We start from the raw sequence: 26705 nt of genomic DNA, 5'->3' as shown, positions 1-26705 counted from the left end.
AAAGGACTCATTCATGCAAAATAGTTTGTTGAAGCCACGTATCATCGACGTCGAAGCACTGGGCGCCGGCCACGCGAAAGTCGTGATGGAGCCGTTCGAGCGTGGCTATGGCCACACTCTCGGCAACGCACTGCGTCGCGTCCTGCTGTCGTCGATGGTGGGCTACGCGCCGACCGAAGTGACGATCGCTGGTGTCGTGCATGAATATTCGTCGCTGGATGGCGTGCAGGAAGACGTCGTCGACCTGCTGCTGAACCTGAAGGGCGTGGTCTTCAAAGTCCACAACCGCGATTCCGTCACCCTGACCCTGAAGAAGGAAGGCGAAGGCGCCGTCCTGGCTTCGGACATCGACCTGCCGCACGACGTCGAACTGATCAACCCTGACCACGTCATCGCCCACCTGACCGCAGGCGGCAAGCTGGACATGCAGATCAAGGTCGAGAAGGGTCGCGGCTACGTGCCGGGCAACGTCCGTCGCCTGTCGGAAGACACCAACAAGACCATCGGCCGCATCATCCTGGACGCATCGTTCTCGCCGGTGCGCCGCGTGTCGTACGCCGTGGAATCGGCCCGTGTCGAACAGCGTACCGACCTGGACAAGCTGATCATCAACATCGAGACCAACGGCGTCATCACCCCGGAAGAAGCGATCCGCCAGTCGGCGCGCGTGCTGGTCGACCAGCTGAACGTGTTCGCCGCCCTGGAAGGCACCGAAGCCGCCGCCGAAGCGCCGTCGCGCGCACCGCTGGTCGATCCGATCCTGCTGCGTCCGGTCGACGACCTGGAACTGACCGTCCGTTCGGCCAACTGCCTGAAAGCAGAAAACATCTACTACATCGGCGACCTGATCCAGCGTTCGGAAAACGAACTGCTCAAGACGCCGAACCTGGGCCGCAAGTCGCTCAACGAAATCAAGGAAGTCCTTGCTTCGCGCGGCCTGACCCTGGGCATGAAACTCGAGAACTGGCCACCAGCCGGCCTGGAAAAGTAATCAGAAGTTCTGCAGTACCCCGCCCGGGCACAGTGTTCGGGCGGATTCAACCTTGAACCGGTCCGCGGTCATGCGCAAGTGTGAACGATCGAAGAACTGGATTTAGAAAACACCGAAAGGAAATACCATGCGTCACCGTCACGGCCTTCGTAAACTGAACCGTACCTCGTCCCACCGTCTGGCAATGCTGCGCAACATGACTGTTTCGCTGCTGCGTCACGAAGCCATCAAGACCACCGTCCCGAAAGCCAAGGAACTGCGTCGCGTCATCGAACCGATCCTGACCCTGGGCAAGACCGACACCCTGGCCAACAAGCGCCTGGCCTTCGCTCGCCTGCGCGACCGCGAAATGGTCCAGAAGCTGTTCGCTGAACTGGGTCCGCGCTACGCCAACCGCAACGGCGGCTACCTGCGTATCCTGAAGATGGGCTTCCGCGTTGGCGACAATGCGCCTATGGCCTACGTCGAACTGCTGGACCGTCCAGAAGTCACCTCGGCTGAAGAAGCACCGACCGCCGAGTAATCGACTGTCACCGCAAAAAAGACCAGGCCTCGCGCCTGGTTTTTTTTCGTCCCTGCCAAGGATGAGTTCCGGCGCGAAGCGGGCAGGCGGTGTACCATGCCCGGTGCAGTAACTTCCACGAGAGACCATGGTTCGATTTTCCGCCCGCCGCCTGCTGCAGGCCTGCCTGACGCTATTCGCCGTCCTCGCCCTGTTTACCGCGCTGCCCGCCCGCGCCGAGCAGGACTTCCTCGATCCCGCCGTCGCCTTCCGTTTCGACGCGCGCATGGCGGACCCGCAGACCGCCGAGATCACCTACACCATCGCGCCCGCCTACTACATGTACCGCGAGCGCTTCGCGTTCCGGGCCAGCGGCGCCGGCGTCACGCTGGGCGAGCCGCAGGTCCCGCCGGGCAAGGTGAAGTACGACCCGACCTTCGAGAAGGATCTCGAGACCCATGCCGGCACCCTGGTCATCCGGATCCCGGTCGAGGGCACCGGTCCGTTTACGCTGACGGCCACCAGCCAGGGCTGCGCCGACGCCGGCCTGTGCTATCCGCCGCAGGAGCACAGCGTCAACCTCGGCGCGGGTGGCGCGCCGCCCGCGTCCGGCCTGCCGATCGGGGGCGCTGCGACGCAGGGCGGCATGTCGACGCCGTCGTCCGCATCGCTGGCCGATACGCCGGCAGCGGCTGCCGCTGCGCCGCAATCGGACCTGTCGACCATCGCCGGCATCCTCGGCGGCGGCAGCCTGCTGGCCATCGTGCCGGCCTTCATCCTGCTCGGCCTGGGCCTGGCGTTCACCCCCTGCGTGCTGCCGATGGTGCCGATCCTGTCATCGATCATCGTGGGCGAGGGCAAGCACGTGAGCCGTTCGCGCGGCTTCGCGCTGTCGCTGGCGTATTCGCTGGGCATGGCGATCGTCTACACCCTGCTCGGCGTCGCCGCCGGCCTGGCCGGTGAAGGCCTGGCCGCCGCGCTGCAGAATCCCTGGGTGCTGGGCGCCTTCGCGCTGTTGATCGTGGCCATGTCGCTGTCGATGTTCGGTTTCTATCAGTTACAACTGCCTAACACCTTGCAGACCCGCTTGACGCAGGTATCCAACAGCCAGCAGGGCGGCAAGCTGCTCGGCGTATTCATCATGGGCGCCATCTCGGCCCTGATCGTGGGTCCCTGCGTGGCGGCGCCGCTGGCCGGCGCCCTGGTCTACATCAGCCAGACGCGCGACGTCTTCATCGGCGGCGCGGCGCTGTTCTCGATGGCGGTGGGGATGAGCATTCCGCTGCTGCTGGTGGGCCTGTCGGCCGGAACGCTGCTGCCGCGGGTGGGGCCGTGGATGGAGTCGGTCAAGCGCCTGTTCGGCGTGCTGATGCTGGCGATGGCGATCTGGCTGGTGGCGCCGGTGATCCCGGGCGCGGCCCAGATGCTGCTGTGGGCGGCGCTGCTGCTGGGGTATGGCTTCTATCTGCTGCGCCATACCCGCCATTGGGCGGCGATGGCCTTCGGCGCGGCGTTCGCGGTGCTGGGAGCGACCCAGCTGGTGGGCATCGCCAGCGGCGGGCGCGACGCCTGGGCGCCGCTGGCGCACCTGGGCGGCGCGCCGCAGGACCACGCTCTGGCGTTCAGCCGCATCAAGACCGTGGACCAGCTCGACGCCGCGCTGGCGGCCAACGCCGGCAAGACCGTGATGCTCGATTTTTACGCCGACTGGTGCGTGTCGTGCAAGGAGATGGAAAAGTTCACCTTCGTCGATCCGGCCGTGCAGGAAAAGCTCGCCGATACCGTGCTGCTGCAGGTCGACGTGACGGCCAACGACGCCGACGACAAGGCCATGCTCAAGCGCTTCGGGCTGTTCGGGCCGCCGGGCATCATCCTGTTCGATGGCGCCGGCAACGAAATCCCGGACAGCCGGGTGATCGGCTTCCAGAACGCGGAGAAGTTCCTGGCGTCGCTGCAGCGGCTGCAACGGTAAGGTCGGCGGCAGCGCCGCCAACCCTGCCGGCGCTGGCTCACGCGTTCGCGCGCTGGCCGTGCTGGCCGTGATGGCCATGGTGACCGTGGTGACGCGGTCCCTTGCGGTGCTTGGCCTGCTCATCGAAGGTCTTGCGCTGCTCCGGCGTCAGCTGGGCATAGAAGCTGTTCAGGGCCGACAGCCGCGCCTCCATGCGCGCGGTGCGCTCCTTCTGCATCGCGATCTGCTTCTCCATGCGTTGCGGGGCAGTCAGGCTGGCCCAGGCGGCGCGGTCGGGACGGCCGGTGCGCTCGCCTTTATTTGGCGGCGCCATGCTGGCCACGAAGGCGTCCCAGGCCGGCTGCTGCTGCGCATTGAGCTTGAGCGCGTCGCGCAGCTTGGCCTGGCGTTCGGCGCGCTTCTGTTCCATCTTCGCGCGCCGTTCGCCGGCCTTGGCCTGCCATTCGGCCTTCTTGGCCAGGCGTTGCTCGGCCGTCAGGGCCGGCCGGCCTTCGGCGGGGGCGGCGGTCTGGGCCTGGACGCCGACAGTGGCGCAAGCCAGGCCGGCAGCGGTAAGAGCGATCACGAGGTTCTTGCGGAGGGTGTTCATGGTTCTTCCTTTGTGAGAGTCTGGTTGACGTGCATCCGAAACGCTCGCTGCACGGTTCCCATCTTGCGCACAAACTGTAACCGCGGGGTTTCCCCTGTCTCGGACATTGTATCAATATGTTTCGGGCCTATTTGCTTATACACAGCGATACAAAATGCTCGTCCGGGCTATGCATAAACTCGGATAATTGAGGTTATGGATACTCCCTCTACGATTCTGATCGTCGACGACGACCGCGACATCCGGAGCCTGCTGGCCGACTACCTCGAGTCGAACGGCTACCGGACGCTGGCCGCCGCCGATGGCAACGCGATGTGGAAGGCGCTCGACGAAACCCGCCCCGACCTCATCGTGCTCGACCTGAACATGCCCGGCGACGACGGGCTGACGCTGTGCCGCAAGCTGCGCGCCACCTCGACCCTGCCGGTCATCATGCTGACCGCCCGCAACGAGCCGCTGGACCGCATCCTCGGCCTCGAGATGGGCGCCGACGACTACCTGCCCAAGCCTTTCGAGCCGCGCGAACTGCTGGCGCGCATCCGCAGCGTGCTGCGCCGCTCGCACGCCATGCCGTCCAACACGCCGTCCGAGAACGTGCAGCAGATGCGCTTCTCGGGCTGGACGCTCGACCTCACCGCGCGCCACCTGCTCAACCCGGACGGCATCGTGATCATGCTGTCGGGCGCTGAATTCCGCCTGCTGCGCGTGTTCCTCGAGCACCCCAACCGCGTGCTCAACCGCGACCAGCTGCTCAACCTCACCCAAGGCCGCGACGCCGACCCGTTCGACCGCTCGATCGACATCCAGATCAGCCGCCTGCGCCAGAAGCTGGGCGAGGACGCGCGCATGCCCCAGATCATCAAGACGGTCCGCAACGGTGGCTACGTGCTGGCCGGCCAGGTGACGGTGGAGCCGGCAGCGTGAAGGATTTCTTCGGGTCGATGACGGGCCGGGTGTTCCTGACGCTGCTGCTGGGCGTGTGGATCTCGGCCGCGCTGACCCAGCTGGCGGCCGACTACCAGCGCTGGCGCGACTGGGAGCGCCAGCTCGACCAGCACCGGCTGGAGCGCGCTGAGCAATTGATCATGGCCACCGAGATCGTGCCGGCCGAGGCGCGCTCGATCTACCTCGAGGTCGCCAACCGTCCCGGCCTGGAGCTCGCAGTCAGCGACACCCAGCCGGCCCCGGCCCCGGCCACGACCTTCGCCCGCCAGCTGGCATCGCGCCTGGGCAAGGGCTACCGGGTCGAATCGGTCGTGGCCCGCCCGGCCGCCTGCGACACCGCACAGCGCGTGCCGATGATGTACGGGCTGCTCAGCATGGGTTATGGCGGCGCCTGCGAATCGCTCAACGTGCACCTGCGCGATGGCGCCGAGCTGCGCCTGTCGGTGCTGCCGCCGCGCCTGGTCCGGGACGGCGACACCGACCTGCGCGTCCTGGTGGCCCTGTTCATGATCAGCATCGCCGTGCTGGCCTACCTGGTGGCGCGCATGACCACCCGGCCGTTCAAGCAGCTGGCCCAGGCCGCGCAAGACCTGGGGCAGGACATCAACCGCCCGCCGCTCGACCTCACCGGCGCCAGCGAGATCCGCCAGGCCAGCGCCGCCTTCAATGCGATGCAGGCGCGCATCCGCCAGTACATCTTCCAGCGCACGCAGATGCTGGCCGCGATCACCCACGACCTGCAGACGCCGCTCACGCGCATGCGCCTGCGGCTCGAGAAGGTGGCCGACGGCGAACTGCAGGAACGCCTGATCGGCGACCTGTCGGCCATGCAGGAAATGGTGCGCGAAGGCCTGGTGCTGGCGCGCAGCATGGACACCACCGAGGCGATGCAGATGCTGGACCTCGATTCGCTGCTGGAGGCGGTGTGCGCCGACGCCAGCGACGCCGGCCAGGAAGTCACGCTGCAGGGCAAGGCCACGATGGCGGTGCTGGGCCGGCCGCTCGACCTGCGCCGCTGCCTGGGCAACCTGATCGACAACGCGGTGAAGTACGGCCGCGATGCGCGCGTCTGTGTCGACCGCGTCAACGGCGCCGCACGGGTGCGCATCCGCGACAGCGGGCCGGGCATTCCGAGGAGCGAACTGGGACGGGTGTTCGACCCGTTCTACCGGGTCGAGACCTCGCGCTCGCGCGAATCGGGCGGCACCGGCCTGGGGCTGACGATCGCACGCAACGTCACCGAGCAGCATGGCGGCACCATCACCCTGACCAACCATGCGGAAGGGGGACTGGAAGTGACCTTGATGCTGCCGGCCTACTATCCGAACAAATTGGTCAGCAAATAGCGAAGCGCCAAACGTAATACACCAAGCGGTAACAACACTGTGGGACAATGCGGCGCCCTCATCCAGGGCAAGCGGCAGGGCCGCCACGATCAATGATGGAGTCGCCGACAATGGGCGGCAAGGGACAAGAATGAAGAAGAAGAATGTCGGCGTCATCGCCGGAATTGCGGCGCTGGTCGTGGCTGGCGGCTGGTACATGAACCAGGGTAACGACGCCAAGGCGGAGGCAGGCGCGGGCCGGGGGCCGGGCGGCCAGCCGCCGGTGACCGTCAACGTGGTCGCGCCCGAGCGGCGCGACGTCGGCGTCGAACTGTTCGCCAACGGCACCGTGACCCCGGTGCGCACCGTCAACCTGCATCCCCAGACCGTCACCACGATCCGCGCCGTGCATATCCGCGAAGGCCAGTTCGTCAAGGAAGGCCAGCTGATGTTCTCGCTCGACGACCGCGCCGACCTGGCCAACGTCGCCCGCGCCGAAGCGCAAGTGGCGCGCGACTCGGCCACCCTGGCCGACCTCGAGCGCCAGTACAAGCGCAGCCAGGAACTGGTGGCGCAGAACTTCCTGGCCCAGAGCGCGCTCGACTCCCTGCTCAGCCAGGTCGAAGCCCAGCGCGCCCTGGTGCAGTCGAACCAGGCGGCGGCGCGCGCCACGCGCGTGAGCGCCAGCTACACCACGATCCGGGCGCCGATGACGGGCCGGGTCGGCGCCATCGACGTCCATCCGGGCACCCTGGTGCAGATGAGCACCTCGCTCACCACCATCACCCAGCTCGACCCGATCAACGTGTCGTTCACCTTGCCGGAATCGACCCTCGGCCCGCTGCTGGCGGCGCAGAAGCAGGGCAACGTCGAAGTGCGCGTCAACCAGGGCAACGGCGCGGGCAACGGCGCCGGCAGCGGCAAGGAAGAGACCCCACCGGTGGTCGGCCGCCTGAGCTTCATCGACAACGCGGTCGATCCGCAGGCCGGCACCATCCGCGTGAAGGGCGAGTTCGCCAACCGCGACACCACCCTGTGGCCGGGCCAGTACGTGACCGCCAACGTGGTGGTGCAAACGCTGAAGAATGCGGTGGTGATCCCGCAGAGCGCCATCATCACGGCATCCAACGGCACCTTCGTCTATGTGCTGGGCGAGGGCGACTCGGCGCGCCAGGTGCCGGTGCAGCGCGTCTACGCCTTCGGCGACCGCGCCGCCGTCACCGGCCTGAATGGCGACGAACGGGTCATCACCGAGGGCAAGCAGAACCTGCGTCCGGGCGGCAAGGTGCGCCTGGCAGGGCAGGGCGCCAGGCCGGCCGCGCCGGCCCCCGCGCCAGCGCCAACCAAGCAGGGCGAGCAGGCATGAATCTGTCCGAACTGTGTATCCGCCGTCCGGTGATGGTGGTGCTGCTGTCGCTCAGCCTGGTGCTGGTCGGCATCCTGTCGTACATGCAGATCCCGGTCGCGGCACTGCCCAGCTATAACACGCCGGTCATCAACGTCTACGCCAACCTGGCCGGGGCCAGCCCCGAGACGATGGCGTCCTCGGTGGCGCTGCCGCTCGAGAAGCAGTTCTCGACCATCGCCGGCATCAAGCTGATCACCTCGACCAGCACCCAGGGCGACACCAATATCGTGCTGGAGTTCGATAACGAGATCGACGTCGACAAGGCGGCGGTGGACGTCCAGGCGGCCCTGCTGGTGGCCCAGCGCCGGCTGCCGCTCGAGATGACCGAGATGCCGTCCTACCGCAAGGTCAACCCGGCCGACGCCCCGATCCTGTTCATGCACCTGACCTCGCCGTCGATGGACTTGTCGGAGCTGAACGACTACGCCGAAAACCTGATCTCGCCGGCGATCTCGACCGTGCAAGGCGTCTCGCAAGTCTCGATCAACGGCGGCAAGCGCTTCGCCGTGCGCGTGCGCGCCCGTTCCGACCTGATGAACGCCCGCAACATCTCGATGGACGAGCTGGCGGCGGCCCTGCGCGCGGCCAACTCGAACACGCCGCTGGGCATCCTCGACGGCCCGACCCAGGCGCTGACCATCCAGGGCGGCGGCCAGCTGATGCGGGCGGCCGACTTCGCCAACCTGATCGTCGCCACCCGCGACGGCCTGCCGGTGCGCCTGCGGGACATCGCCGACGTGCAGGACAGCTACCAGTCGGTCAAGGCCATGGGCAGCCTGAACGGCGAGCGCTCGATCTCGCTGATGGTGCAGCGCCAGCCGAACGCGAACACCGTGCAGGTGGTCGATGCGGTGCGGGCGCTGATCCCACGCTTTGAGGGGCAACTACCTGCATCTATCAAGATCGAGCTGGTCAACGACCGCTCGCTGTCGATCCGCGAAGCGATCCACGACGTCAACCTGACCCTGGGCGGCACCGTGCTGCTGGTGATCCTGGTGATCTTCCTGTTCCTGCACCGCGCGGCGGCCACCTTCATCCCGGCGGTGACGGTGCCGATCTCGCTGCTGGGCGCGCTGTCGCTGCTGTACTGGCTCGGCTACAGCCTGGACAACATCTCGCTGCTCGGTATCACGCTGGCGGTCGGCCTGGTGGTCGACGATGCGATCGTGGTGCTCGAAAATATCGTGCGCCATATGGAGATGGGCAAGAAGCCGATGGCCGCGGCCCTCATCGGCGCGCGCGAGGTGGGCTTCACCATCATCTCGATCTCGATCTCGCTGGTGGCGGTGTTCATCCCGATCTTCTTCATGCCGGGCGTGATCGGCCTGCTGTTCCGCGAATTCGCCGTGATCGTCGGCCTGGCGGTGCTGGTTTCGGCACTGGTCTCGCTGACCCTGGTGCCGATGCTGTGCTCGCGCCTGCTCAAGGATGGCGGCCACGTCGAGCCGAAAGACATGTCGTGGATCGGCCGCCGCTTCGAAGCCGGCTTCACCCGGGTGCGCAACGGCTATGGCCGCACCCTCGACCTGGCGCTGCGCCACCGGTTCGTGGTGCTGATGCTGGCGCTGGGCACCTTCGTGCTGACCGGCGTGCTGTATTCCACCATGCCGAAGGGCTTCTTCCCTGAAGAAGACATCGGCCAGATCCGCGTGATGGTCGAAGCGTCGGAAGACACCTCGTCGATGGCGCTGGCCGAGCTGCAGGGCAAGGTGGTCGACATCATCCGCGCCAATCCCTACGTGAAGGACACGACCTCGTTCAGCGGCGGCGGCAATACCGGCCGCATGTTCCTGGTGCTGAAAGACCGCGGCGAACGTCCGCCGATGGACCTGGTGATCGACGACCTGCGCAAGGCCACCCGCGCGGTGCCGGGCGTGCAGGTCTTCATGTCGCCGCAGCAGAACCTGCAGCTGGGCGGGCGCCAGAGCAAGGCGCGCTACCAGTACACGCTGCAGAGCGTGTCGGGCGGCGAGATCAATGGCTGGGCCGAGCGATTCCTGGAAGGCATGCGCAAGGACGAGCGCTTCCGCGACGTCAACAGCGACTCGCAGAACAAGGCGCTGCAGGCGACCGTGGACATCGACCGCGACAAGGCGGCGCTCCTGGGCGTGGAGATGGACGACATCCGCACCGTGATGTACGCCTCGTTCGGCGAACGCCAGGTCTCGACCATCTATTCGACGGCGGCGAGCTACTACGTGATCCTGGAAGCGGCCGCGAGCGACCGCTACTACGACGAGGCGCTGTCGCGGGTCTCGGTGCGCTCCAAGAGCGGCGAGCTGGTCAAGCTCTCCAGCATCGCCTCGGTGCGCCGCACGGTCGGCCCGCTGCAGGTCAACCACCAGGGCCAGCTGCAGGCGATCACCCTGTCGTTCAACCTGGCGCCGGGGGTGCCGCTGGGCGACGCCACCGCCGCCATCGAAGACATGGGCCGCGCCATGAAGCTGCCGGCCTCGGTCATCGCGACCTATGGCGGCGACGCCGCCGTGTTCCAGGACACGCAATCGAGCCAGCTGATCCTGATCATCGCCGCAGTCGGCGTCATCTACGTGCTGCTGGGTGTGCTGTACGAGAGCTATATCCACCCGCTGACCATCCTGGCCGGCCTGCCGTCGGCCGCCGTCGGGGCGCTGATCACCTTGTGGGTCTTCGACAAGGACCTGACGCTGATCGCCATGATCGGCATCCTGATGCTGATCGGCATCGTCAAGAAGAACGCGATCATGATGATCGACTTCGCGCTCGACGCCCAGCGCAACCTGGGCATGAGTCCGCAAGAGGCGATCCGCGAAGCCTGCATCCTGCGCTTCCGCCCGATCCTGATGACGACCCTGGCGGCGCTGATGGGCGCGCTGCCGATCGCGCTGGGCATCGGTGCCGGCGCCGAGCTGCGCCAGCCGCTGGGCCTGGCCGTGTGCGGCGGCCTGATCTTCTCTCAAGTCATCACCCTGTACATCACCCCGGTGATCTACCTGTACCTGGACCGCTACAGCGGCACCGGCCCGATGACCGACGAGCAGATCGCGAAGGCCGACCAGGAGCACGTGGCGCATCCGGCGGCGCCGGTCCACCCCGTGCACCCGGCCTGAGCGGCCACCACGTGCGCCGACCGGCCGCCAGTATTGGAAGCTGCACTGTCCGATACTGGCGGCCGGAAACATTTGGTAACAACCATCAACGCCCGGGATGGGAAGGCGAGGCGGCGCGCGTGATGCGTCGGCGCCGCAAAACAGTTAGACTGCGACTCTCTGCCGTTTTTTTAGACGTGGCTTCCAGGAAATCGATCGATCTTGCGTGACCATTCCCACACCTACGACCAGGACAGCGAAGTGTGTTCCCATTGCGGGCAGCCACTGCCGCCGCCAGGACTGCGCTATGGGCTGGGGCTAGCCTACGGGCGCAAGAAGCCGAGCCGCTACGGCGTGGCCGGCACGGTCGCCGTCCACCTGCTGCTGGTGCTGCTGTGGTTCTATGAGCCGAAGGAACCGGAGCAGCGCACGGCCCGGCCGGCCTCGGAAGACCAGGGCGACAGCCAGGTCGTCTATGTGGCGCCGCTGCAGGAAACCTCGCCCGTCGAAGCCGCGCCGCGGCCGACGCCGCGGCCCCTGCCGGCGCCGCCGGTGCCGCGTGTGGAACAGGAACGCATCATCGTCCAGCGCTTGCCGGACACCATCACGGTTCCCGACGAGCGTCCCGCGCCCCCGGCCCCGCCGCAACCGCAGCGCCAGCAGCCGCCCACCGAAGTGCCGCCCGACATGGACATGGCGGCCTATGTGAAAGCCCAGCGCGAGCGCCGCGGCGCGCCGACCGGCAGCGAAGTGCCGGCCCAGGAAAGCGACGCCGCGCGCGGCACCCGCAACGCGCTGGCGAACATCGCCGCCATCAACGGCCGCGGCACCGACGACAGCAACGAGACGGGCGGCATTTTCTCGGTGTCGAACAAGACCTTCAACACCATGGACCTCAAGTTCCGCGGCTGGAACCCGAGCTTCAAGCGGCGCTGGCTGACCGCGGTGACGGTGGAGCAGGGCAGCGAGCGCGACATCGAGACGGCCGTGATCAAGAAGATGATCGAGCTGATCCGGCGCGAGAAAAAGGGCGATTTCGAGTGGGATTCGCACCGCCTGGGACGCGTGGTGAAACTCAGCGCACGGCCGCAGGATACCGATCAGCTGATGACCTTCCTGTACAAGGAAATGTTCCCCGATTACAGGCCGGTGCCGGGCAGGTGATCGCGCCGCCTTTTCGTCGCGCCGCCTATTCATCGTGACAATAAAAAAACCGTGCCGAGGCACGGTTTTTTGTTGAGTGCGGTGCGATCAGCCTGCCTTCAGCTTGCGCGCGATATCCAGCGCAAAATACGTCAGCACGCCATCGGCGCCGGCGCGCTTGAACGCCATCATCGATTCCATCATGACCTTGTCGTGGTCGAGCCAGCCGTTGAGCGCGGCCGCCTTGAGCATCGCGTATTCGCCGCTGACCTGGTAGGCGAAGGTCGGCACCTTGAACTCGTCCTTGACGCGGCGCACCACGTCCAGGTAGGGCATGCCCGGCTTCACCATCACCATGTCGGCGCCCTCGGCCAGGTCGAGCGCGACTTCGCGCAGCGCCTCGTCGCTGTTGGCCGGGTCCATCTGGTAGGTGTTCTTGTCGGCCTTGCCCAGGTTGGCGCTGGAACCCACGGCGTCGCGGAACGGGCCGTAGAAGGCGGACGCGTACTTGGCCGAATAGGCCATGATGCGGGTGTGGATGTGACCCTGCGCTTCGAATGCCTGGCGGATGGCGCCGATACGGCCATCCATCATGTCCGAGGGCGCCACGATGTCCACGCCGGCCTCGGCGTGGGTGAGCGCCTGCTTCACCAGCATCTCGATCGTCTTTTCATTGACGATGTAGCCGTTCTCGTCCGGCAGGCCGTCCTGGCCATGGGTGGTATACGGGTCGAGCGCGACGTCGGTGATGACGCCCAGTTCCGGGAAGTGCTGCTTGAGTGCGCGCACCACGCGCGGCACCAGCCCGTCCGGGTTGGTCGCCTCGATGCCGTCATAGGTCTTGACCGACTGGTCCACCAGCGGGAACAGCGCCATGGCCGGGATGCCGAGTGAAACGCATTCTTCGGCGACTTTCAGCAGCAGGTCGAGCGAGACGCGTTCGACGCCCGGCATCGACGCCACCTGCTGGCGCTGGTTCTGGCCTTCGAGCACGAACACCGGATAGATCAGGTCGGCGGCGGTGATGGTGTTTTCGCGCATCATGGCGCGCGAGAACGGGTCGCGGCGCATGCGGCGCGGGCGGGCCGCCGGATAGGCGGAAGGTATGATGGTCATCGTGATCGTCCTTGCAAAATCAGGCGGCAGGCGTATCGTCGTCGTCCGCCGACGGCGCAGCACTTTCCTGGTTGCCGGTGTGGTCTGCTGCGTCTTCCTCTTCCGAGCTCAGCCCGGCCAACTCCAGGATCTTGGCGTCCGCTTCCTCGATGCCGATGCGCTTGAGCGCCGAGAACAGCTGTACGGTGAACGGAAAGCCATTGCCTTCCTCGTCAACATAGCTGTCGAGCACGGCGCGCGCTTCACGCAGGGCATTGGTCGACTCGTTGCGATTGAGCTTGTCGGCCTTGGTCAGGATGCAGTGGATCGGCTTGCCGGTCGGGGCGAACCATTCCAGCATCTGGACGTCGAGGTCGGTGAACGGACGGCGCGAATCCATGATCAGGATGAGCGCCGCCAGCTGGTCGCGGCGCTGGACGTAGTCGCCCAGCAGTTTTTGCCAGTGCAGCTTGGCGGTGCCCGAGACTTCGGCATAGCCATAACCCGGCAAGTCGACCAGCAGCGCTTCGATCTCGTCGACCCGGACCGCATCCTTGCGATGCTGGCCCACATGGGCGCCGCCGATCGAAAAGTAATTGATATGCTGGGTACGGCCGGGTGTCTTGGAAGCGAACGCCAGACCCTTCTGATTGGTCAGGATATTGATCGCTGTGGATTTGCCGGCGTTCGAGCGCCCGGCGAAGGCGATTTCCGGGACGTGCGTGTCGGGCAAATCGCGCAACTGGTTAACGGTCGTGAAGAACCGGGCTTGCCATAATCTGGACATTGGGAGAGGGATAAGAGGCTACGAAATGGCGTTTTGGAAACAAAGCTATTGTACAATAAGGGGTTGATTGCTGCTCCGCCCCTGGCGGTCACGATCGAAGGCGCTGCACTGAACTTTTCAACATTGACTTTTTCAAGGTGCGTTTATGAATCGCTTGTCGTCTCCCCTGCTCAAAACACTGTTGCTGGCTTCGCTCACTGTGTTCGGGGGATTACCGGCGGCGATGGCGGCGTCCGCCGCAACCGCGCCAGCGGTCAAAGCCGATCCAGCCAAGGGCGGCGTCTTGTACGAAACCGGCGACCCGGCACGCGGCCTGCCGTCCTGCCTGTCCTGCCACGGCGCGGCCGGCAATTCGACGATCGCGGTCAATCCGAAACTGTCTGGCCAGTTCGCGACGTATACCCACAAGCAGCTGGTCGACTTCACGACCGCGCACCGCCAGCAGCCCATCATGACGACCTATGCCAAGATGCTGACGGAGCAGGAGAAGAAGGATATCGCAGCCTGGCTCGCGACGCAGGCGCACAAACCGGGTGCGGCGAAAAACAAGGAAACCGTGGAGCTGGGCCGCAAGATCTATCGCGGCGGCATTGCGGAAAAAGGCGTGGCTGCCTGCGCCAGCTGTCATGGCGCCACCGCCAACGGCATCCCGGCGCAATACCCGCGCCTGGCCGGCCAGCACCAGGATTACACCACCGCCCAGCTGGAAGCATTCAAGACCGGCGCCCGCGCCAACAGCCCGCAGATGACGGTGCTGTCGCAACGGATGTCGCCGGAAGAGATGCGTGCAGTGGCAGACTATATCGCCGGCTTACGCTAAAAGTGTCGCTTTGGCGCTACGCATGAGCATGAGATGAACGGAAGAGGGCGGCAGCGTCGAGCTGACGCCCTTTTTTCCACGCGCGGGCCCGCGCAAGATGAAAGTTGTAGAGTATGAGCACCACCGGAATCGAACTGAACACCCGCCGCCGCTGGCTGGCCGACACCGTCGAGCTGATCTCGTCGATGCGCTTCGCGATCAGCCTGCTCACCATCATCTCCATCGCCTCCGTCATTGGCACCGTGCTCAAGCAGAACGAGCCGATGCCCAATTACGTGAACCAGTTCGGGCCGTTCTGGTTCGGGATCTTCGACAGGCTCGGCCTGTACAACGTCTATTCGAGCTGGTGGTTCCTGGTCATCCTGGTGGTGCTGATCGTCTCGACCGCGCTGTGTGTGGTGCGCAACACGCCGAAGATGCTGCGCGATATGCGCAGCTGGCGCGACAACGTGCGTGTCGAATCGCTGCGCAATTTCCACCACAAGGCCGAGTGGCAGGCGCCGCTGTCGCGCACCGCTCTGGCCGAGCAGAGCGCGTTGCGCCTGCGCCACGCCGGCTATGCCACCAAGATCGTCGAGAAGGAGGGCGCCACGTTGGTGTCGGCCAAGAAGGGCGCCGGCAACAAGTTCGGCTACATCTTCGCCCATTCCTCGATCATCGTGATCTTGCTCGGCGGCATGCTAGATTCGGAACTGCCCGTGCGTGCCCAGCAGTGGTTCTTCGGCAAGACGCCGTTCACCGGCAGCGGCGTGATCGCCGAGATCCCGGCCCAGCACCGCCTGGGCACCAGCAATCCCAGCTTTCGCGGCAATACCGCGATCGCCGAGGGCCAGACCAGCCATACCGCGATCCTGAACCAGCCGTCCGGCGTGCTGGTGCAGGAATTGCCGTTCGGGATCGAGCTCAAGAAATTCCACATCGAGTTCTACTCGACCGGCATGCCCAAGCTGTTCGCCAGCGACGTCGTGGTGCACGACCTGGAAACCGGCCGCACCTTCGAATCGACCATCAAGGTCAACCATCCGCTGATCTACAAGGGCATCGCGGTCTACCAGTCGAGCTTTGACGATGGCGGCAGCAAACTCAGGCTGACCGGTTTCCCGATGACGGGCGCCAGCGCGGCCAGCTTCCCGATCGAAGGCGAAGTCAATAGCGCTACCGAACTCACGTTCGGCAAGGACACCTATGCGGTCGAGTGGTCGGGCTTCCGTCCCTTTAACGTCGAGAACATTGCACAGGGTAACGACACGCGCGCGGTGAGCAAGAACACCTCGCTCAACGCGCAATTGAGCGCGACCCTGGGCAAGGCTTCGGGCGCGGCGGCCGACCCGGACGCCAACAAGGACCTGAAGAACGTCGGCCCCAGCGTGCAATACAAGCTGCGCGACCACACCGGCCAGGCGCGCGAGTACATGAACTACATGCAGCCGCTGACCCTCGAAGGCGCCCAGGTCTACCTGGCCGGCGTGCGCGCGAACCCGTCCGACAACTTCAGTTTCCTGCGCATCCCGGCCGACGAGCGCCACGGCGTGGGCGACTGGATGCGCCTGCGCGCGGCGCTGTCCGATCCGGCCGCGCGCCAGGAAGCGGCAACCCGCTACGCCAGCCGCGCGCTGAGCGCCGAGCAGCGCGGCGGCGCGCTGGCCGGCCAGCTGCGGGAGTCGGCCGCGCGCACGCTCGACATCTTCGCAGGCGCCGATGGCCGCGGCGGTTTCGTCGGCGTGGCCCGCTTCCTGGAACAGGTCCCGCAGGCCGAGCAGGAAAAGGCGGCCGGCATCTTCATGAAGATGCTCAACGGCGCGTTGTGGGAGCTGTGGCAGGTGGCGCGCGAAAGGAACGGCGACGCCCCCGCCGAGCCGCTCGAGGCCAGCGGCCGCTTCCTGCAACTGGCCACCAATGCCTTGTCCGACAGCTTCCTGTACGGCGCCCCGGTCTACTTGCAGCTGGACGATTTCACCGAAGTGAAGGCGTCGGTATTGCAGATGACGCGCTCGCCGGGTAAGAATGTGGTCTACTTCGGTTGCCTGCTGCTGACGCTGGGCGTGTTCGCGATGTTCTATATCCGTGAACGGCGCGTCTGGATCTGGGTGCGCGACGTGGATGGCGGCGGCGCACAGGCCCTGATGGCGATAAGCACCCAGCGCAAGACGCTCGATTTCGAGCGCGAGTACGAAGACTTGTCGGTCAAGCTGCCGCAACCGGCATAAGCAGGCGACGATGTGGAGAAAATGATGGAACTGGCCCAAACGAAAAATGGCGCTCCGGCGCGCTCGACCGACAAATACCAGGAAAAGGTCGGGTACTTTCGCCGCCTGAGCGCGGCCGACTGGCTGTACGGCGTCGCGCTGCTGGCGGCGGCCCTGTACGCACAGGTCCAGTACGGCCATTTCATGGACATCTATGAAGAAGTCATCCTGATCTGTACCGCGCCCGTGTTCGCGGCGCTGGGCTGGTACTGGAAGCCGATGCGCTGGCTGGTGCCGCTGGTCGGCGTGCTGTCGCTGGCTGCGATCTCGATGTACGGCGGCAACCTGGCGGCGGCCGAGCAGAAGTTCTTCCTGAAATACATGCTGTCGAGCGGTTCGGCCATCCTGTGGATGAGCGCGCTGTTCATGTTCTCCACCGGGTTCTATTGGGTCGGCCTGCTCAGCCGCGGCAAGTTCGGCGGCGGCGTCGGCGCCAACCTGTGCTGGGCCGCGATCGTGATCGGCTCGGTCGGCATGATGGTGCGCTGGTACGAAAGCTACCTGATCGGGCCGGACGTGGGCCACATTCCGGTGTCGAACCTGTACGAAGTGTTCATCCTGTTCGCGATCATCACCGCGCTGTTCCACCTGTACTACGAAGAACACTACGCCACCCGCCAGCTGGGCCCGTTCGTGATGCTGATCATCGCCGCCGCCGTGGCATTCCTGCTGTGGTACACGGTGTCGCGCGACGCCGCCCAGATCCAGCCGCTGGTCCCGGCACTGCAGAGCTGGTGGATGAAGATCCACGTCCCGGCCAACTTCATCGGCTACGGCACCTTCGCCCTGGCGGCGATGGTCGCCACCGCCTACCTGCTCAAGTCGCACGGCATCCTGGCCGACCGCCTGCCGTCGTTCGAGGTGCTCGATGACGTGATGTACAAGTCGATCTCGATCGGCTTCGCCTTCTTCACCGTCGCCACCATCCTGGGCGCCCTGTGGGCGGCCGAGGCCTGGGGCGGCTACTGGTCGTGGGACCCGAAAGAGACCTGGGCCCTGATCGTCTGGCTCAACTACGCGGCCTGGCTGCACATGCGCCTGATGACCGGCCTGCGCGGCCGCGTGGCGGCCTGGTGGGCGGTGGTGGGCTTGCTGGTGACCACCTTCGCCTTCCTGGGCGTGAACATGTTCCTGTCGGGGCTGCACTCGTACGGCGAGCTGTAATCCGTCGCGGCCAACGTTGGCCGCCTAACGCTGGCTTAAGCGAACTTGGTGTAATGTTGAAGCACCAATAGTTCGCGAGGCCAGTCATGCTCTTCAAACGCAATCCGAACGGGATCGACCTCCCGTTCCCGTCCGAGATCACGCCGCAAGCGGTGTACGAAGGGCGGCGCCAGTTCATCACCCGCATGGCGGCCACGGCGGCAGTCGGCAGCGGCATGTGGGAGATGGCCAACCGCGAAGCGTTCGCCCAGGCTGCAGCGAGCGGCGGCGCCCAGAAACTGGCGGCGCGCGCCAACGTGGCGCTGTCCACCGACGAGAAGCAGACCCCGTTCAAGGACGCCGCCGGCTACAACAATTTCTATGAGTTCGGCCTCGACAAGAGCGACCCGGCCGAGAACGCGCACACCCTGCGCACCCGCCCGTGGACCGTGCGCATCGAGGGTGAGGTCAACAAGCCGCTCACGCTCGACATCGACAGCCTGCTCAAGCTGGCCCCGCTCGAGGAACGCATCTACCGCCTGCGCTGCGTCGAAGGCTGGTCGATGGTCATTCCCTGGATCGGCTACTCACTGTCGAACCTGCTCAAGCAGGTCGAGCCGACTGGCAACGCCAAGTTCGTCGAATTCACCACCCTGGCCGACCGCAAGCAGATGCCGGGCCTGAGAAGCGGCGTGCTCGACTGGCCGTACGTCGAGGGCCTGCGCATCGACGAAGCCATGCATCCGCTGACCCTCCTGACCATGGGCATGTACGGCCAGGTGCTGCCGAACCAGAACGGCGCGCCGGTGCGCCTCGTCGTGCCCTGGAAATACGGCTTCAAGTCGGCCAAGTCGATCGTGCGCATCCGCCTGGTGTCGCGCCAGCCGCGCACCGCCTGGAACGACTCGGCGCCGCGCGAATACGGTTTCTATTCGAACGTGAACCCGAACGTCGACCATCCGCGCTGGTCGCAGGCGAGCGAGCGCCGCATCGGCGAGACCGGCCTGTTCCAGCCCAAGCGCAAGACGCTCATGTTCAATGGCTATGACCAGGTCGCTTCGCTCTACACGGGCATGGACCTGAAACGCTATTACTGATGGCGCTCCAGCTTTCCAATCAACAGGTCGGGTGGGTCAAGGTTGTCGTCTTCGTGCTGGCGCTGCTGCCGTTCGCGCGCCTCGTATGGGGGACGGCCACCGGCGCCTTCACCGATCCGCTGGCGGAGATCACCGGGACCAGCGGCGAATGGGCCTTGTACTTCCTGTGCATCACGCTGGCGGTCACGCCGCTGCGCCGCCTTTCGGGCTGGAACTGGTTGCTGAAACTGCGGCGCATGGTCGGCCTGTTCACCTTCTTCTATGCGCTGGTGCACTTCATCGCCTTCCTGTGGTTCGACCATTTCTTCGACGTCGCGGCGATGCTGGCCGACGTGGTGAAGCGGCCGTTCATCCTGGTCGGCTTCATCGCCTTCGTGCTCCTGATCCCGCTGGCAGCCACGTCGACCAATGCGATGATCAAGCGCCTCGGCGGCAAGCGCTGGCGATGGCTGCACCGGCTGATCTATGCGATCGGTCCGCTGGCGATCCTGCACTACTGGTGGATGAAAGAGGGCAAGAGCGACTTCGCGCAGCCGATCCTGTTCGGGGCCATCGTCGCCGTGCTGCTGGGGCTGCGCGTGTTCTGGCATGTCAGGCGCAAGCCACAAACTGTTGGCGTTTGACTGTACCCCGGCAAATTCCCGTAACCGGGGCGCATGACTGGCAGGATGCGTATGGACACCGTCTGCAGTCTGCGCGGCAATAAGACGAGCATTATTTTGCTGTTGCCAAGCGCTCGGCCGTCTGTCTGGACAGTTCTGCGCTCTGTTGTATGGCACGCCGGAGTTGTAATTGTGTTTCTGCAAGCCCAAATAATGCGATCGATCCCTCGTAAGATAAATGCCCTTCGTCACGATATAGGCTGACGTCGTCGATACGAGTACGGCAAAACTGATCGTCGCACAAGATGGCATCGAATCGCACGATTGGCAGATGTATTTCTTTCTCTACCCGATCAAGCAATGCTAATACGTTACCACTATGCTGCGCGTACTGTTCGCGTTTGATTCTGCATTGTTCATCGACGCCGCCAATCCACTGTCCTCGATCTCGCCGTTCCAGGCAACGACCAATATCGAAACCTGCTGAAGGAGGTGGTGCAACCAGAATGACATCACGCCCCAATGTGCGGATCGCACTGACAGTCCTCGCCAAACCTGCATGACCTTTTGGCAGCGTGCCTGTAACCTGAGTTGGTTCGTCACCCAGCGCAACCCGCTCAAGTACAGTCGTATTTCTCGTATATTGCGTCAGAGGGCTGGAAAGAATAACGGTATGAATCTCCGGGTTTTTCTTCAAATATGAAAGAACCGTATCATTGAACTCGATGCATTTTTTGGCCCAGCGCTCGCTATTGAACTCGATTGATGCCAAGCCAATCAACGGACCGCAACGTCCCATCGTGGCCTGCACAATGTGTTTCGGGTAGATGGATTTGTGTGACAAGCCCGGAATGAGATGCATCGCAAACGAGTCTCCCCATACAAGTACCGTCGGTGTTTCTGAATTTTGGCACGATTCGCTGGGAAGAAAATGCGTTGTACTTGCACATGCCGGCGCGAATCCCGTATTGGCGCGCCGGCTAAACGCATAGTCTTTTTCAGGATTTTTTGGAATAACAGCCTGTGCCACGCCCAAAGCCATTACTGTCACGCAGGTGGCCGCAATGGCAGGACGGTAGGAAACACGCAGATTGCCATGCCTGAACGGCTCTTCGACATGACGGTGCAGTATCCACGCCAGCAAGAACGACAAGACAATCAACGCGGCCCGGATCAAGTACTGGGTGAGCGTATTTTCATTGCCAAGTACGACGTTGTTATAGAAGGCAAAAATCGGCCAGTGAACCAGATAAAGGGAGTAAGAAATATCTCCCACCTTATGCAGTGTTTCGATGATCACGCCACGTTGTAACAAGGGATGGCGGGCCAGTATGACACCAAGTGTACCGAGACAGATCAATAATGCCTGCGGACCAGGGTGAAACGAATAGAACGTCAGGATGAGACAGGCCAGGAGCCCGAGTGCCGAAAAAATCGCCAGCTTTCCAGCAAGGACTCTGATCCATCGAAGCTCGATCAGAAACACGCCCAGTGAACCGATAAGCAGTTCCCATGCACGAGTCGGCAGCAGGAAAAACGTCGACGCCTCGCCTTTGTGGACGTAGCACAGGGCTATGCTGGCCATTGTCAGCAAGGCCAGGACAGGGAGCCAGGCTCGCCTGGGGAAAACCAGGAAGATCGCAGGAAGGATAAAGTAATATTGCTCTTCAACCGCCAACGACCAGACATGCAGAAGCGGTTTTAACTCGGCCGCGCCGGAAAAGTACCCTGATTGGTTCGTTAGTACAAAGTTGGCCGAGAAGGTCAATGCGCCGAATAATTGATGCCAAAAATCTGCGAGCTCCTGAGCACCAAGAATGAATGGCGCTGCTAGCGAGGTCAATAAGAAAGTGACAAAAGCTGCGGGCAGCAGCCGTTTCGCACGCCGAGTCAGGAACGACTTGTAGCTGAAACTATTATCCTCGACAGCCTTTTTGATCAGACTCGTAATCAAGAATCCCGACAGAACGAAGAAGATGTCCACGCCAAGATAACCGCCATCGAGTGCGCCTATTTTCGCGTGGTAGAAAACCACGGCAAGCACGGCAAGTCCTCGCAGTGCCTGAATGTCGGCGCGAACCCTAACGATTGACTGGGCCATACAAAATTCCGAGAAGTTATTAAAAATTGCAAGAAAGAATTATACTCATGACAATGAGTAGTGCAATATATTTAATTTTCTCATCATTTGACTTCAATCATTTGTGCCATAAATACATCACAAGGTGATATCTGATTGAAGGGAATTTACGTTTTCATCACGTTATCGACGGCTATAAAACCTTCGATGAACCGGAACAGGGCGTTCTCTGTCAGTGTTGATGGTCTGGAAGGTTGGCGCGATGGCGCCGTCATCTGGCGCTGCCCAATGGCCGCTGGCCGAAAGGCGTGGCGCACCACCGGAAGATGCCGGTGATGCGAGGAAGGAAAGCCGGTATGGTTTGCCGCTATGCCTGGGTGATCATGGTTTCGAGCGCAAACACCTCAGCCGGCGTCTCGCGCCGGCGCACCAGGTGGGTGACGCCACCATCGACGACCACCTCGGCCGCCCGGCCGCGGGTGTTGTAGTTCGACGCCATCGTCATGCCGTAGGCGCCGGCCGTCATGATGGCCAGCAGGTCGCCCGGTTCGAGCGCCAGCGCGCGCTCGCGCGCCAGCCAGTCGCCCGACTCGCACACCGGGCCGACGATGTCCCACACCAGTTTTTCGCCGTCGCGCGGGATCACCGCCTGCACGCCCATCCAGGCCTGGTACAGGGTCGGACGCATCAGGTCGTTCATCGCGGCGTCGACGATGCAGAAGTTCTTCTCGGCGCCCGGTTTCAGGAATTCGGTCCTGGTCAGCAGCACGCCGGCACTGGCCACGATCGAGCGGCCCGGCTCGAAGATCACCTTGATCGGCCGGCCGCCGTGTTTCTCCGCGCGCCAGGCGTCGATGCGCGCGAACAGGCGGCCCAGATAGTCGCCCACCGGCACCGGCGGCTTGTCGCCGGCCACGCCGTAGTCGACGCCGATGCCGCCGCCGATGTCCAGGTGGTGCAGGTCGATGCCCTCTGCATGCAGGGTGTCGATCAGCTCGATCAGCTTGTCGAGGGCTTCGAGCAGCGGGGCGTCGTCCAGCAGCTGCGAGCCGATATGGCAGTCGATGCCGACCACGTCCAGGTGCGGCAGGCTGGCGGCGGTGCGGTAGGTGTCCAGCGCATCGTCGAACGCCACGCCGAACTTGTTGGCCTTCAGGCCGGTCGCAATATACGGGTGGGTCTTGGCGTCGACGTTCGGGTTCACGCGCAGCGAGACCGGCGCGCGCATGCCGAGCTTGCCGGCGACCTCGTTCAGGCGGTGCAGTTCAGGGATCGATTCGACGTTGAAGCACAGGATGCCCTTTTCCAACGCAAGGTTCATCTCTTCAATCGTCTTGCCGACGCCTGAAAAAATGGTCTTGCCCGGGTCGCCGCCGGCCGCGATCACGCGCAGCAGCTCGCCGCCCGAGACGATGTCGAAGCCCGCTCCCTGGCGCGCCAGCAGGTCGAGCACGGCCAGGTTCGAGTTGGCCTTCATCGCGTAGCAGACCAGGGCGTCGCGGCCCTGGCAGGCGTCGTGGTAGGCGCTGAAGTTGTCGAGCAGGGCGGCTTTCGAGTAAACGTAGGTCGGCGTGCCGAATTGTTCCGCGATGGCGGACAGCGAGACGTTTTCGGCGTGCAGGACGCCGTCTTGGTGCGAGAAGTAGGACATCAGCGGTGCGGTGCGGGCGTGGAAGCGTTGTTCGAAGGGACGGGTTGGGGTGGCTGGTCGACCGGGGCCGCGGGCGGCGCCGATGCGGGCCTGGCCGGCGGCGTCGGCATGTACAGGTCGCCGGTCTGGCCGCAGCCCGACAGGGCGGCGAGCAAAACAGCGAACGGGAGAAGCGCAAGAGAGGACTTCACGATTAGAATCACGGTTTGATTAGCAGATTTTGGAGTGTAGCATGACCGAAACCGAATTTTTGGACCTTGCCGACCTGACCCTCAAGCAGATCGAGGAAGCCTTCGATCGCCTGAACGACGAGGACGTGATCGACGTCGAATGCAAACGCAGCGGCAATGTGCTGGAGATCGAGTTCATCGACAACGGTTCCAAGATCATCGTCAACAGCCAGGCGCCGCTGCAGGAAATGTGGGTGGCGGCGCGCTCGGGCGGCTACCACTACAAGCGCGTGGGCGACACGTGGCGCAATACGCGCGACGACAGCGAGTTCTTTGCGTCATTGTCGACCTATGCGAGCGAGCAGGGCGGGGCGCAGGTGTCGCTGGTTTGATCTGACGCTGGGGAGCCTGAGGCTCCCTTTTTTTGTTGGCGGAAGAAAGTCGTCCCCGCGAAGGCGGGGACCCAAGTTTGCCTGCACACCACTTAACTCAAACGTAGTGGCAGAGCTGGTGACTTGGGTCCCCGCCTCCGCGGGGACGACGTTGACAAGCCAACGATGAAGCGCGTGATCAGAACAACTCGTTCCTCACCGCATCACGCTCCTTCTGCTGCTCCGGCGCCGGCGGCGGGCCGACGTCCAGCGTCTCGACCCCGCTGCCCGGGGGGGTCTCGGCGTAATAGTAATCCGAACCGTACTGCACCAGCCCGGCCGGCACCTCGCGTTCGACGTTCGGCTCGCCCTTGAGCGCCTTCTGCATGTAGTCGATCCAGATCGGCAGCGCCAGGCCGCCGCCGGTCTCGCGCGCGCCCAGGTTGCGCGGCTTGTCGTAGCCCATCCAGGCGATGCCCACCACCTTCGGCTGGTAGCCGGCGAACCAGGCGTCGATCGAGTCGTTGGTGGTGCCGGTCTTGCCCGCCAGGTCGGTGCGCTTGAGCGCCATCGCCTTGGCCGCGGTGCCGTAGCGCACCACGTCCTTGAGCATGCTGTCCATCAGGAAGGCGTTGCGGGCGTCGATCACGCGGTTCGCCTCAATGCCGGCGCGCGCCGGGCGCGCCTCGGACAGCACCTTGCCGTCGCTGTCGGTGACCTTCGAGATCAGGTAGGGGCTGATGCGGTAGCCGCCGTTGGCGAATACCGCGTAGGCGCCGGCCATCTGCAGCGGCGTGGTCGCGCCGGCGCCCAGCGCCAGGGTCAGGTACGCCGGATTTCGCTCCGGCTCGAAGCCGAAGCGGGCCGCATATTCCTGGCCGTAGCGCGCGCCGATCTTGTTCAGGATGCGGATCGAGATCATGTTCTTCGACGAGGTCAGGCCGCGCCGCATGGTCATCGGGCCTTCGTACTTGTTGTCGTAGTTCTTCGGCGCCCAGGCCTGGCCGCCGGTCTGGCCGGCATCGAAGCTGATCGGGGCGTCGTTGACGATCGTCGCCGGCGACAGGCCGCGCTCGAGCGACGCCGAATAGATGAACGGCTTGAACGAGGAACCCGGCTGGCGCCAGGCCTGCGTCACGTGGTTGAACTTGTTGCGGTTGAAGTCGAAGCCGCCGACCAGGGCGCGGATCGAACCGTCCTCGGTATTGGCCGCCACGAAGGCCGATTCGACTTCCGGCATCTGGGTGATCAGCCACTTCGACTCGTCGTCCTGCATCACGCGGATCACGGCGCCGCGGCGCACGCGGCGGTTCGGGGCCGCCTTGTCGGACAGCCAGGCGCGCGCGAAGGCGAGGCCCGGACCGGTGATGGTGATCGTGTCGCCCGAGGCGATGGTCGCCTGGACTTGCGTCGGGGAGGCCTGCAGCACGACGGCGGCGATGATGTTGTCGCTGTCCGGATGCTCGGCCAGCTCGGCTTCGATCGCTTCATCCGCGTCAAGCTTGGCCCCCGGGATGTCGATGAACGATTCGGGGCCGCGGTAGGGGCGGCGGCGCTCGTAGTCCATCACGCCGCGGCGTAGCGCCAGGTAGGCGGCGTCCTGGTCGGCCTTGGTGATGGTGGTGAACACGTTCAGGCCGCGGGTATAGGTGTCTTCCTTGAACTGTTCGTAGACCAGCTGGCGCGCCATCTCGGCCACGTATTCGGCGTGCACGCCGAAAGCGGTGCTGTCCGACTTGATCTTGAGCGGCTCCGCCTTCGCCTGGGCGAACTGCGCATCGCTGATGTAGCCGAGCTGGTGCATGCGCTGCAGGATGTATTGCTGGCGGGTCTTGGCGCGGGTCGGGTTGACCACCGGGTTGTAGGCAGATGGCGCCTTCGGCAGGCCGGCCAGCATGGCCGCTTCGGCCACGCTGATGTCGCGCAGGTCCTTGCCGAAATAGATCTGGGCCGCCGACTGGAAGCCGAAGGCGCGCTGGCCCAGGTAGATCTGGTTCATGTACAGCTCGAGGATCTGGTCCTTGGAGAGGTTCTTCTCGATCTTCCAGGCCAGCAGGGCCTCGTAGGCCTTGCGCTTGAAGGTCTGCTCGGACGACAGGAAAAAGTTGCGCGCGACCTGCTGGGTGATGGTCGAGGCGCCCTGGCGCGAGCCGCTGGTGGCGTTGTGGAAGGCGGCGCGCAGGATGCCCCAGTAGTCGATGCCGCTGTGCTCGTAGAAGCGGTCGTCCTCGATCGACAGCACCGCCTTCTTCATGACGTCCGGGATGTCCTTGAAGTGGACCAGGGTGCGGCGCTCCTCGCCGAACTCGCCGATCAGGACGTTATCGGCCGTAAAGATACGCAGCGGCATCTTGGGCCGGTAGTCGGTGATGGTGTCCAGCGCCGGCAGGTTCGGGTAGGCCATCGCGAGGGCGAACACGACGACCAGCACGCCGATGGCGCCCAGGCCGAACAGGCCGGCGATGGCCATCAGGATCAGCCGCTTGGGGCTGAACTTCGAGGAGGAGGCAGAGGATGCCGCTTGTTTCTCTTTCATGCTGACTTTCGCTTTGTTGATCCGCCTCATTATAAGGCAGCGGTTTAGTGCCCGATACTCGCCAGAGCTTAAGAGAACTCAAAGGCAATATTGTCCTGGCAAGAAAACGCCGGAGTGTGGTGCGCACGCCCCGGAATAAAGTGTTCCAGTGCAGAAACTTCTTG

At 64.3% G+C, this 26705-nt stretch carries 21 protein-coding genes; 14 read left to right on the top strand and 7 right to left on the bottom strand.

Annotated features, from left to right (window positions below; genetic code table 11):
• The first annotated feature begins 13 nt into the window (after window positions 1-13).
• The 3 genes from ACZ9AQ_RS00500 to dsbD all read left to right on the top strand — a co-directional run bounded on the left by ACZ9AQ_RS00500 (window position 14) and on the right by dsbD (window position 3465).
• Window positions 14-991 (top strand): DNA-directed RNA polymerase subunit alpha, encoded by a 978-nt coding sequence (locus tag ACZ9AQ_RS00500; protein ID WP_005663401.1) that lies wholly within the window; start codon window positions 14-16, stop codon window positions 989-991.
• A 127-nt stretch (window positions 992-1118) separates the two neighbouring features.
• Complete coding sequence (gene rplQ, locus ACZ9AQ_RS00495; protein WP_005663400.1) at window positions 1119-1514, top strand: 50S ribosomal protein L17; 396 nt, start codon at window positions 1119-1121, stop codon at window positions 1512-1514.
• 127 nt (window positions 1515-1641) lie between these two features.
• The gene (dsbD, locus tag ACZ9AQ_RS00490) at window positions 1642-3465 is read left to right on the top strand and encodes a protein-disulfide reductase DsbD (RefSeq protein WP_429201612.1); all 1824 of its coding nucleotides are present in this window, start codon (window positions 1642-1644) and stop codon (window positions 3463-3465) included.
• A 37-nt stretch (window positions 3466-3502) separates the two neighbouring features.
• Here dsbD and ACZ9AQ_RS00485 read toward each other — a convergent pair whose 3' ends face one another.
• Window positions 3503-4054, bottom strand: a complete 552-nt coding sequence (locus tag ACZ9AQ_RS00485) for a Spy/CpxP family protein refolding chaperone (protein ID WP_429201614.1) — start codon at window positions 4052-4054, stop codon at window positions 3503-3505.
• Window positions 4055-4249: 195 nt separating this feature from the next.
• Between ACZ9AQ_RS00485 and ACZ9AQ_RS00480 the strand changes: the two genes are divergently transcribed.
• The 5 genes from ACZ9AQ_RS00480 to ACZ9AQ_RS00460 all read left to right on the top strand — a co-directional run bounded on the left by ACZ9AQ_RS00480 (window position 4250) and on the right by ACZ9AQ_RS00460 (window position 11964).
• The gene (locus ACZ9AQ_RS00480) at window positions 4250-4978 is read left to right on the top strand and encodes a response regulator (RefSeq protein WP_429201615.1); all 729 of its coding nucleotides are present in this window, start codon (window positions 4250-4252) and stop codon (window positions 4976-4978) included.
• Window positions 4975-6345 carry an ATP-binding protein gene (locus ACZ9AQ_RS00475; protein ID WP_429201617.1) on the top strand — a complete coding sequence of 457 codons (1371 nt, stop codon included), beginning with the start codon at window positions 4975-4977 and terminating at the stop codon, window positions 6343-6345. The genes ACZ9AQ_RS00480 and ACZ9AQ_RS00475 overlap by 4 nt, the downstream gene beginning before the upstream one ends.
• Window positions 6346-6475: 130 nt before the next feature.
• The gene (locus tag ACZ9AQ_RS00470) at window positions 6476-7690 is read left to right on the top strand and encodes an efflux RND transporter periplasmic adaptor subunit (RefSeq protein WP_429201618.1); all 1215 of its coding nucleotides are present in this window, start codon (window positions 6476-6478) and stop codon (window positions 7688-7690) included.
• Window positions 7687-10821 carry an efflux RND transporter permease subunit gene (locus ACZ9AQ_RS00465; RefSeq protein WP_429201620.1) on the top strand — a complete coding sequence of 1045 codons (3135 nt, stop codon included), beginning with the start codon at window positions 7687-7689 and terminating at the stop codon, window positions 10819-10821. Before ACZ9AQ_RS00470 ends, ACZ9AQ_RS00465 begins: the two co-directional genes overlap by 4 nt.
• A 201-nt stretch (window positions 10822-11022) precedes the next feature.
• The gene (locus ACZ9AQ_RS00460; RefSeq protein WP_429201621.1) at window positions 11023-11964 is read left to right on the top strand and encodes a hypothetical protein; all 942 of its coding nucleotides are present in this window, start codon (window positions 11023-11025) and stop codon (window positions 11962-11964) included.
• An 87-nt stretch (window positions 11965-12051) separates the two neighbouring features.
• Here the strand turns inward: ACZ9AQ_RS00460 and hemB are convergent, their stop codons facing one another.
• Both hemB and yihA read right to left on the bottom strand, forming a co-directional pair.
• The gene (hemB, locus tag ACZ9AQ_RS00455; RefSeq protein ID WP_429201622.1) at window positions 12052-13059 is read right to left on the bottom strand and encodes a porphobilinogen synthase; all 1008 of its coding nucleotides are present in this window, start codon (window positions 13057-13059) and stop codon (window positions 12052-12054) included.
• 19 nt (window positions 13060-13078) lie between these two features.
• Complete coding sequence (gene yihA / locus ACZ9AQ_RS00450) at window positions 13079-13825, bottom strand: ribosome biogenesis GTP-binding protein YihA/YsxC (protein ID WP_429201623.1); 747 nt, start codon at window positions 13823-13825, stop codon at window positions 13079-13081.
• A 145-nt stretch (window positions 13826-13970) separates the two neighbouring features.
• Here yihA and ACZ9AQ_RS00445 point away from each other — a divergent pair, with 145 nt between their 5' ends.
• The 5 genes from ACZ9AQ_RS00445 to ACZ9AQ_RS00425 all read left to right on the top strand — a co-directional run bounded on the left by ACZ9AQ_RS00445 (window position 13971) and on the right by ACZ9AQ_RS00425 (window position 19754).
• Window positions 13971-14645, top strand: a complete 675-nt coding sequence (locus tag ACZ9AQ_RS00445; protein WP_429201624.1) for a c-type cytochrome — start codon at window positions 13971-13973, stop codon at window positions 14643-14645.
• A 113-nt stretch (window positions 14646-14758) separates the two neighbouring features.
• Window positions 14759-16852, top strand: coding sequence for a cytochrome c biogenesis protein ResB (locus ACZ9AQ_RS00440; protein ID WP_429201625.1), 2094 nt, complete (start codon window positions 14759-14761; stop codon window positions 16850-16852).
• A 24-nt stretch (window positions 16853-16876) separates the two neighbouring features.
• A complete protein-coding gene (gene ccsB, locus ACZ9AQ_RS00435) occupies window positions 16877-18055 on the top strand; it encodes a c-type cytochrome biogenesis protein CcsB (RefSeq protein ID WP_429201626.1) in 1179 nt (392 codons plus the stop codon).
• An 86-nt stretch (window positions 18056-18141) separates the two neighbouring features.
• The gene (gene msrP, locus ACZ9AQ_RS00430) at window positions 18142-19131 is read left to right on the top strand and encodes a protein-methionine-sulfoxide reductase catalytic subunit MsrP (protein WP_429201627.1); all 990 of its coding nucleotides are present in this window, start codon (window positions 18142-18144) and stop codon (window positions 19129-19131) included.
• Window positions 19131-19754, top strand: coding sequence for a protein-methionine-sulfoxide reductase heme-binding subunit MsrQ (locus ACZ9AQ_RS00425; RefSeq protein ID WP_429201628.1), 624 nt, complete (start codon window positions 19131-19133; stop codon window positions 19752-19754). Before msrP ends, ACZ9AQ_RS00425 begins: the two co-directional genes overlap by 1 nt.
• 91 nt (window positions 19755-19845) lie before the next feature.
• Here ACZ9AQ_RS00425 and ACZ9AQ_RS00420 read toward each other — a convergent pair whose 3' ends face one another.
• The 3 genes from ACZ9AQ_RS00420 to lptM all read right to left on the bottom strand — a co-directional run bounded on the left by ACZ9AQ_RS00420 (window position 19846) and on the right by lptM (window position 23655).
• The gene (locus tag ACZ9AQ_RS00420; protein ID WP_429201629.1) at window positions 19846-21834 is read right to left on the bottom strand and encodes an acyltransferase family protein; all 1989 of its coding nucleotides are present in this window, start codon (window positions 21832-21834) and stop codon (window positions 19846-19848) included.
• A 346-nt stretch (window positions 21835-22180) separates the two neighbouring features.
• Window positions 22181-23464, bottom strand: a complete 1284-nt coding sequence (lysA, locus tag ACZ9AQ_RS00415; protein ID WP_429201631.1) for a diaminopimelate decarboxylase — start codon at window positions 23462-23464, stop codon at window positions 22181-22183.
• Window positions 23464-23655, bottom strand: coding sequence for an LPS translocon maturation chaperone LptM (gene lptM / locus ACZ9AQ_RS00410; protein ID WP_429201633.1), 192 nt, complete (start codon window positions 23653-23655; stop codon window positions 23464-23466). Before lptM ends, lysA begins: the two co-directional genes overlap by 1 nt.
• A gap of 41 nt (window positions 23656-23696) precedes the next feature.
• Between lptM and cyaY the strand changes: the two genes are divergently transcribed.
• A complete protein-coding gene (gene cyaY / locus ACZ9AQ_RS00405; RefSeq protein ID WP_429201635.1) occupies window positions 23697-24026 on the top strand; it encodes an iron donor protein CyaY in 330 nt (109 codons plus the stop codon).
• Between the two features lie 178 nt (window positions 24027-24204).
• On the opposite strand, the gene ACZ9AQ_RS00400 is transcribed toward cyaY, so the two are convergent.
• The gene (locus tag ACZ9AQ_RS00400; protein ID WP_429201637.1) at window positions 24205-26541 is read right to left on the bottom strand and encodes a penicillin-binding protein 1A; all 2337 of its coding nucleotides are present in this window, start codon (window positions 26539-26541) and stop codon (window positions 24205-24207) included.
• Window positions 26542-26705 lie beyond the last annotated feature (164 nt).

It is taken from the genome of Massilia sp. UYP34 (assembly GCF_056279385.1).
This window is presented reverse-complemented; position numbering and strand designations above follow the sequence as displayed.

Coding starts and splice junctions, on each gene's coding strand:
- ACZ9AQ_RS00500 (WP_005663401.1), top strand. CDS start 14: ATGCAAAATAGTTTGTTGAAGCCACGTATCATCGACGTCGAAGCACTG.
- rplQ (WP_005663400.1), top strand. CDS start 1,119: ATGCGTCACCGTCACGGCCTTCGTAAACTGAACCGTACCTCGTCCCAC.
- dsbD (WP_429201612.1), top strand. CDS start 1,642: ATGGTTCGATTTTCCGCCCGCCGCCTGCTGCAGGCCTGCCTGACGCTA.
- ACZ9AQ_RS00485 (WP_429201614.1), bottom strand. CDS start 4,054: ATGAACACCCTCCGCAAGAACCTCGTGATCGCTCTTACCGCTGCCGGC.
- ACZ9AQ_RS00480 (WP_429201615.1), top strand. CDS start 4,250: ATGGATACTCCCTCTACGATTCTGATCGTCGACGACGACCGCGACATC.
- ACZ9AQ_RS00470 (WP_429201618.1), top strand. CDS start 6,476: ATGAAGAAGAAGAATGTCGGCGTCATCGCCGGAATTGCGGCGCTGGTC.
- ACZ9AQ_RS00465 (WP_429201620.1), top strand. CDS start 7,687: ATGAATCTGTCCGAACTGTGTATCCGCCGTCCGGTGATGGTGGTGCTG.
- hemB (WP_429201622.1), bottom strand. CDS start 13,059: ATGACCATCATACCTTCCGCCTATCCGGCGGCCCGCCCGCGCCGCATG.
- yihA (WP_429201623.1), bottom strand. CDS start 13,825: ATGTCCAGATTATGGCAAGCCCGGTTCTTCACGACCGTTAACCAGTTG.
- ACZ9AQ_RS00445 (WP_429201624.1), top strand. CDS start 13,971: ATGAATCGCTTGTCGTCTCCCCTGCTCAAAACACTGTTGCTGGCTTCG.
- ACZ9AQ_RS00440 (WP_429201625.1), top strand. CDS start 14,759: ATGAGCACCACCGGAATCGAACTGAACACCCGCCGCCGCTGGCTGGCC.
- ccsB (WP_429201626.1), top strand. CDS start 16,877: ATGGAACTGGCCCAAACGAAAAATGGCGCTCCGGCGCGCTCGACCGAC.
- msrP (WP_429201627.1), top strand. CDS start 18,142: ATGCTCTTCAAACGCAATCCGAACGGGATCGACCTCCCGTTCCCGTCC.
- ACZ9AQ_RS00425 (WP_429201628.1), top strand. CDS start 19,131: ATGGCGCTCCAGCTTTCCAATCAACAGGTCGGGTGGGTCAAGGTTGTC.
- ACZ9AQ_RS00420 (WP_429201629.1), bottom strand. CDS start 21,834: ATGGCCCAGTCAATCGTTAGGGTTCGCGCCGACATTCAGGCACTGCGA.
- lysA (WP_429201631.1), bottom strand. CDS start 23,464: ATGTCCTACTTCTCGCACCAAGACGGCGTCCTGCACGCCGAAAACGTC.
- cyaY (WP_429201635.1), top strand. CDS start 23,697: ATGACCGAAACCGAATTTTTGGACCTTGCCGACCTGACCCTCAAGCAG.
- ACZ9AQ_RS00400 (WP_429201637.1), bottom strand. CDS start 26,541: ATGAAAGAGAAACAAGCGGCATCCTCTGCCTCCTCCTCGAAGTTCAGC.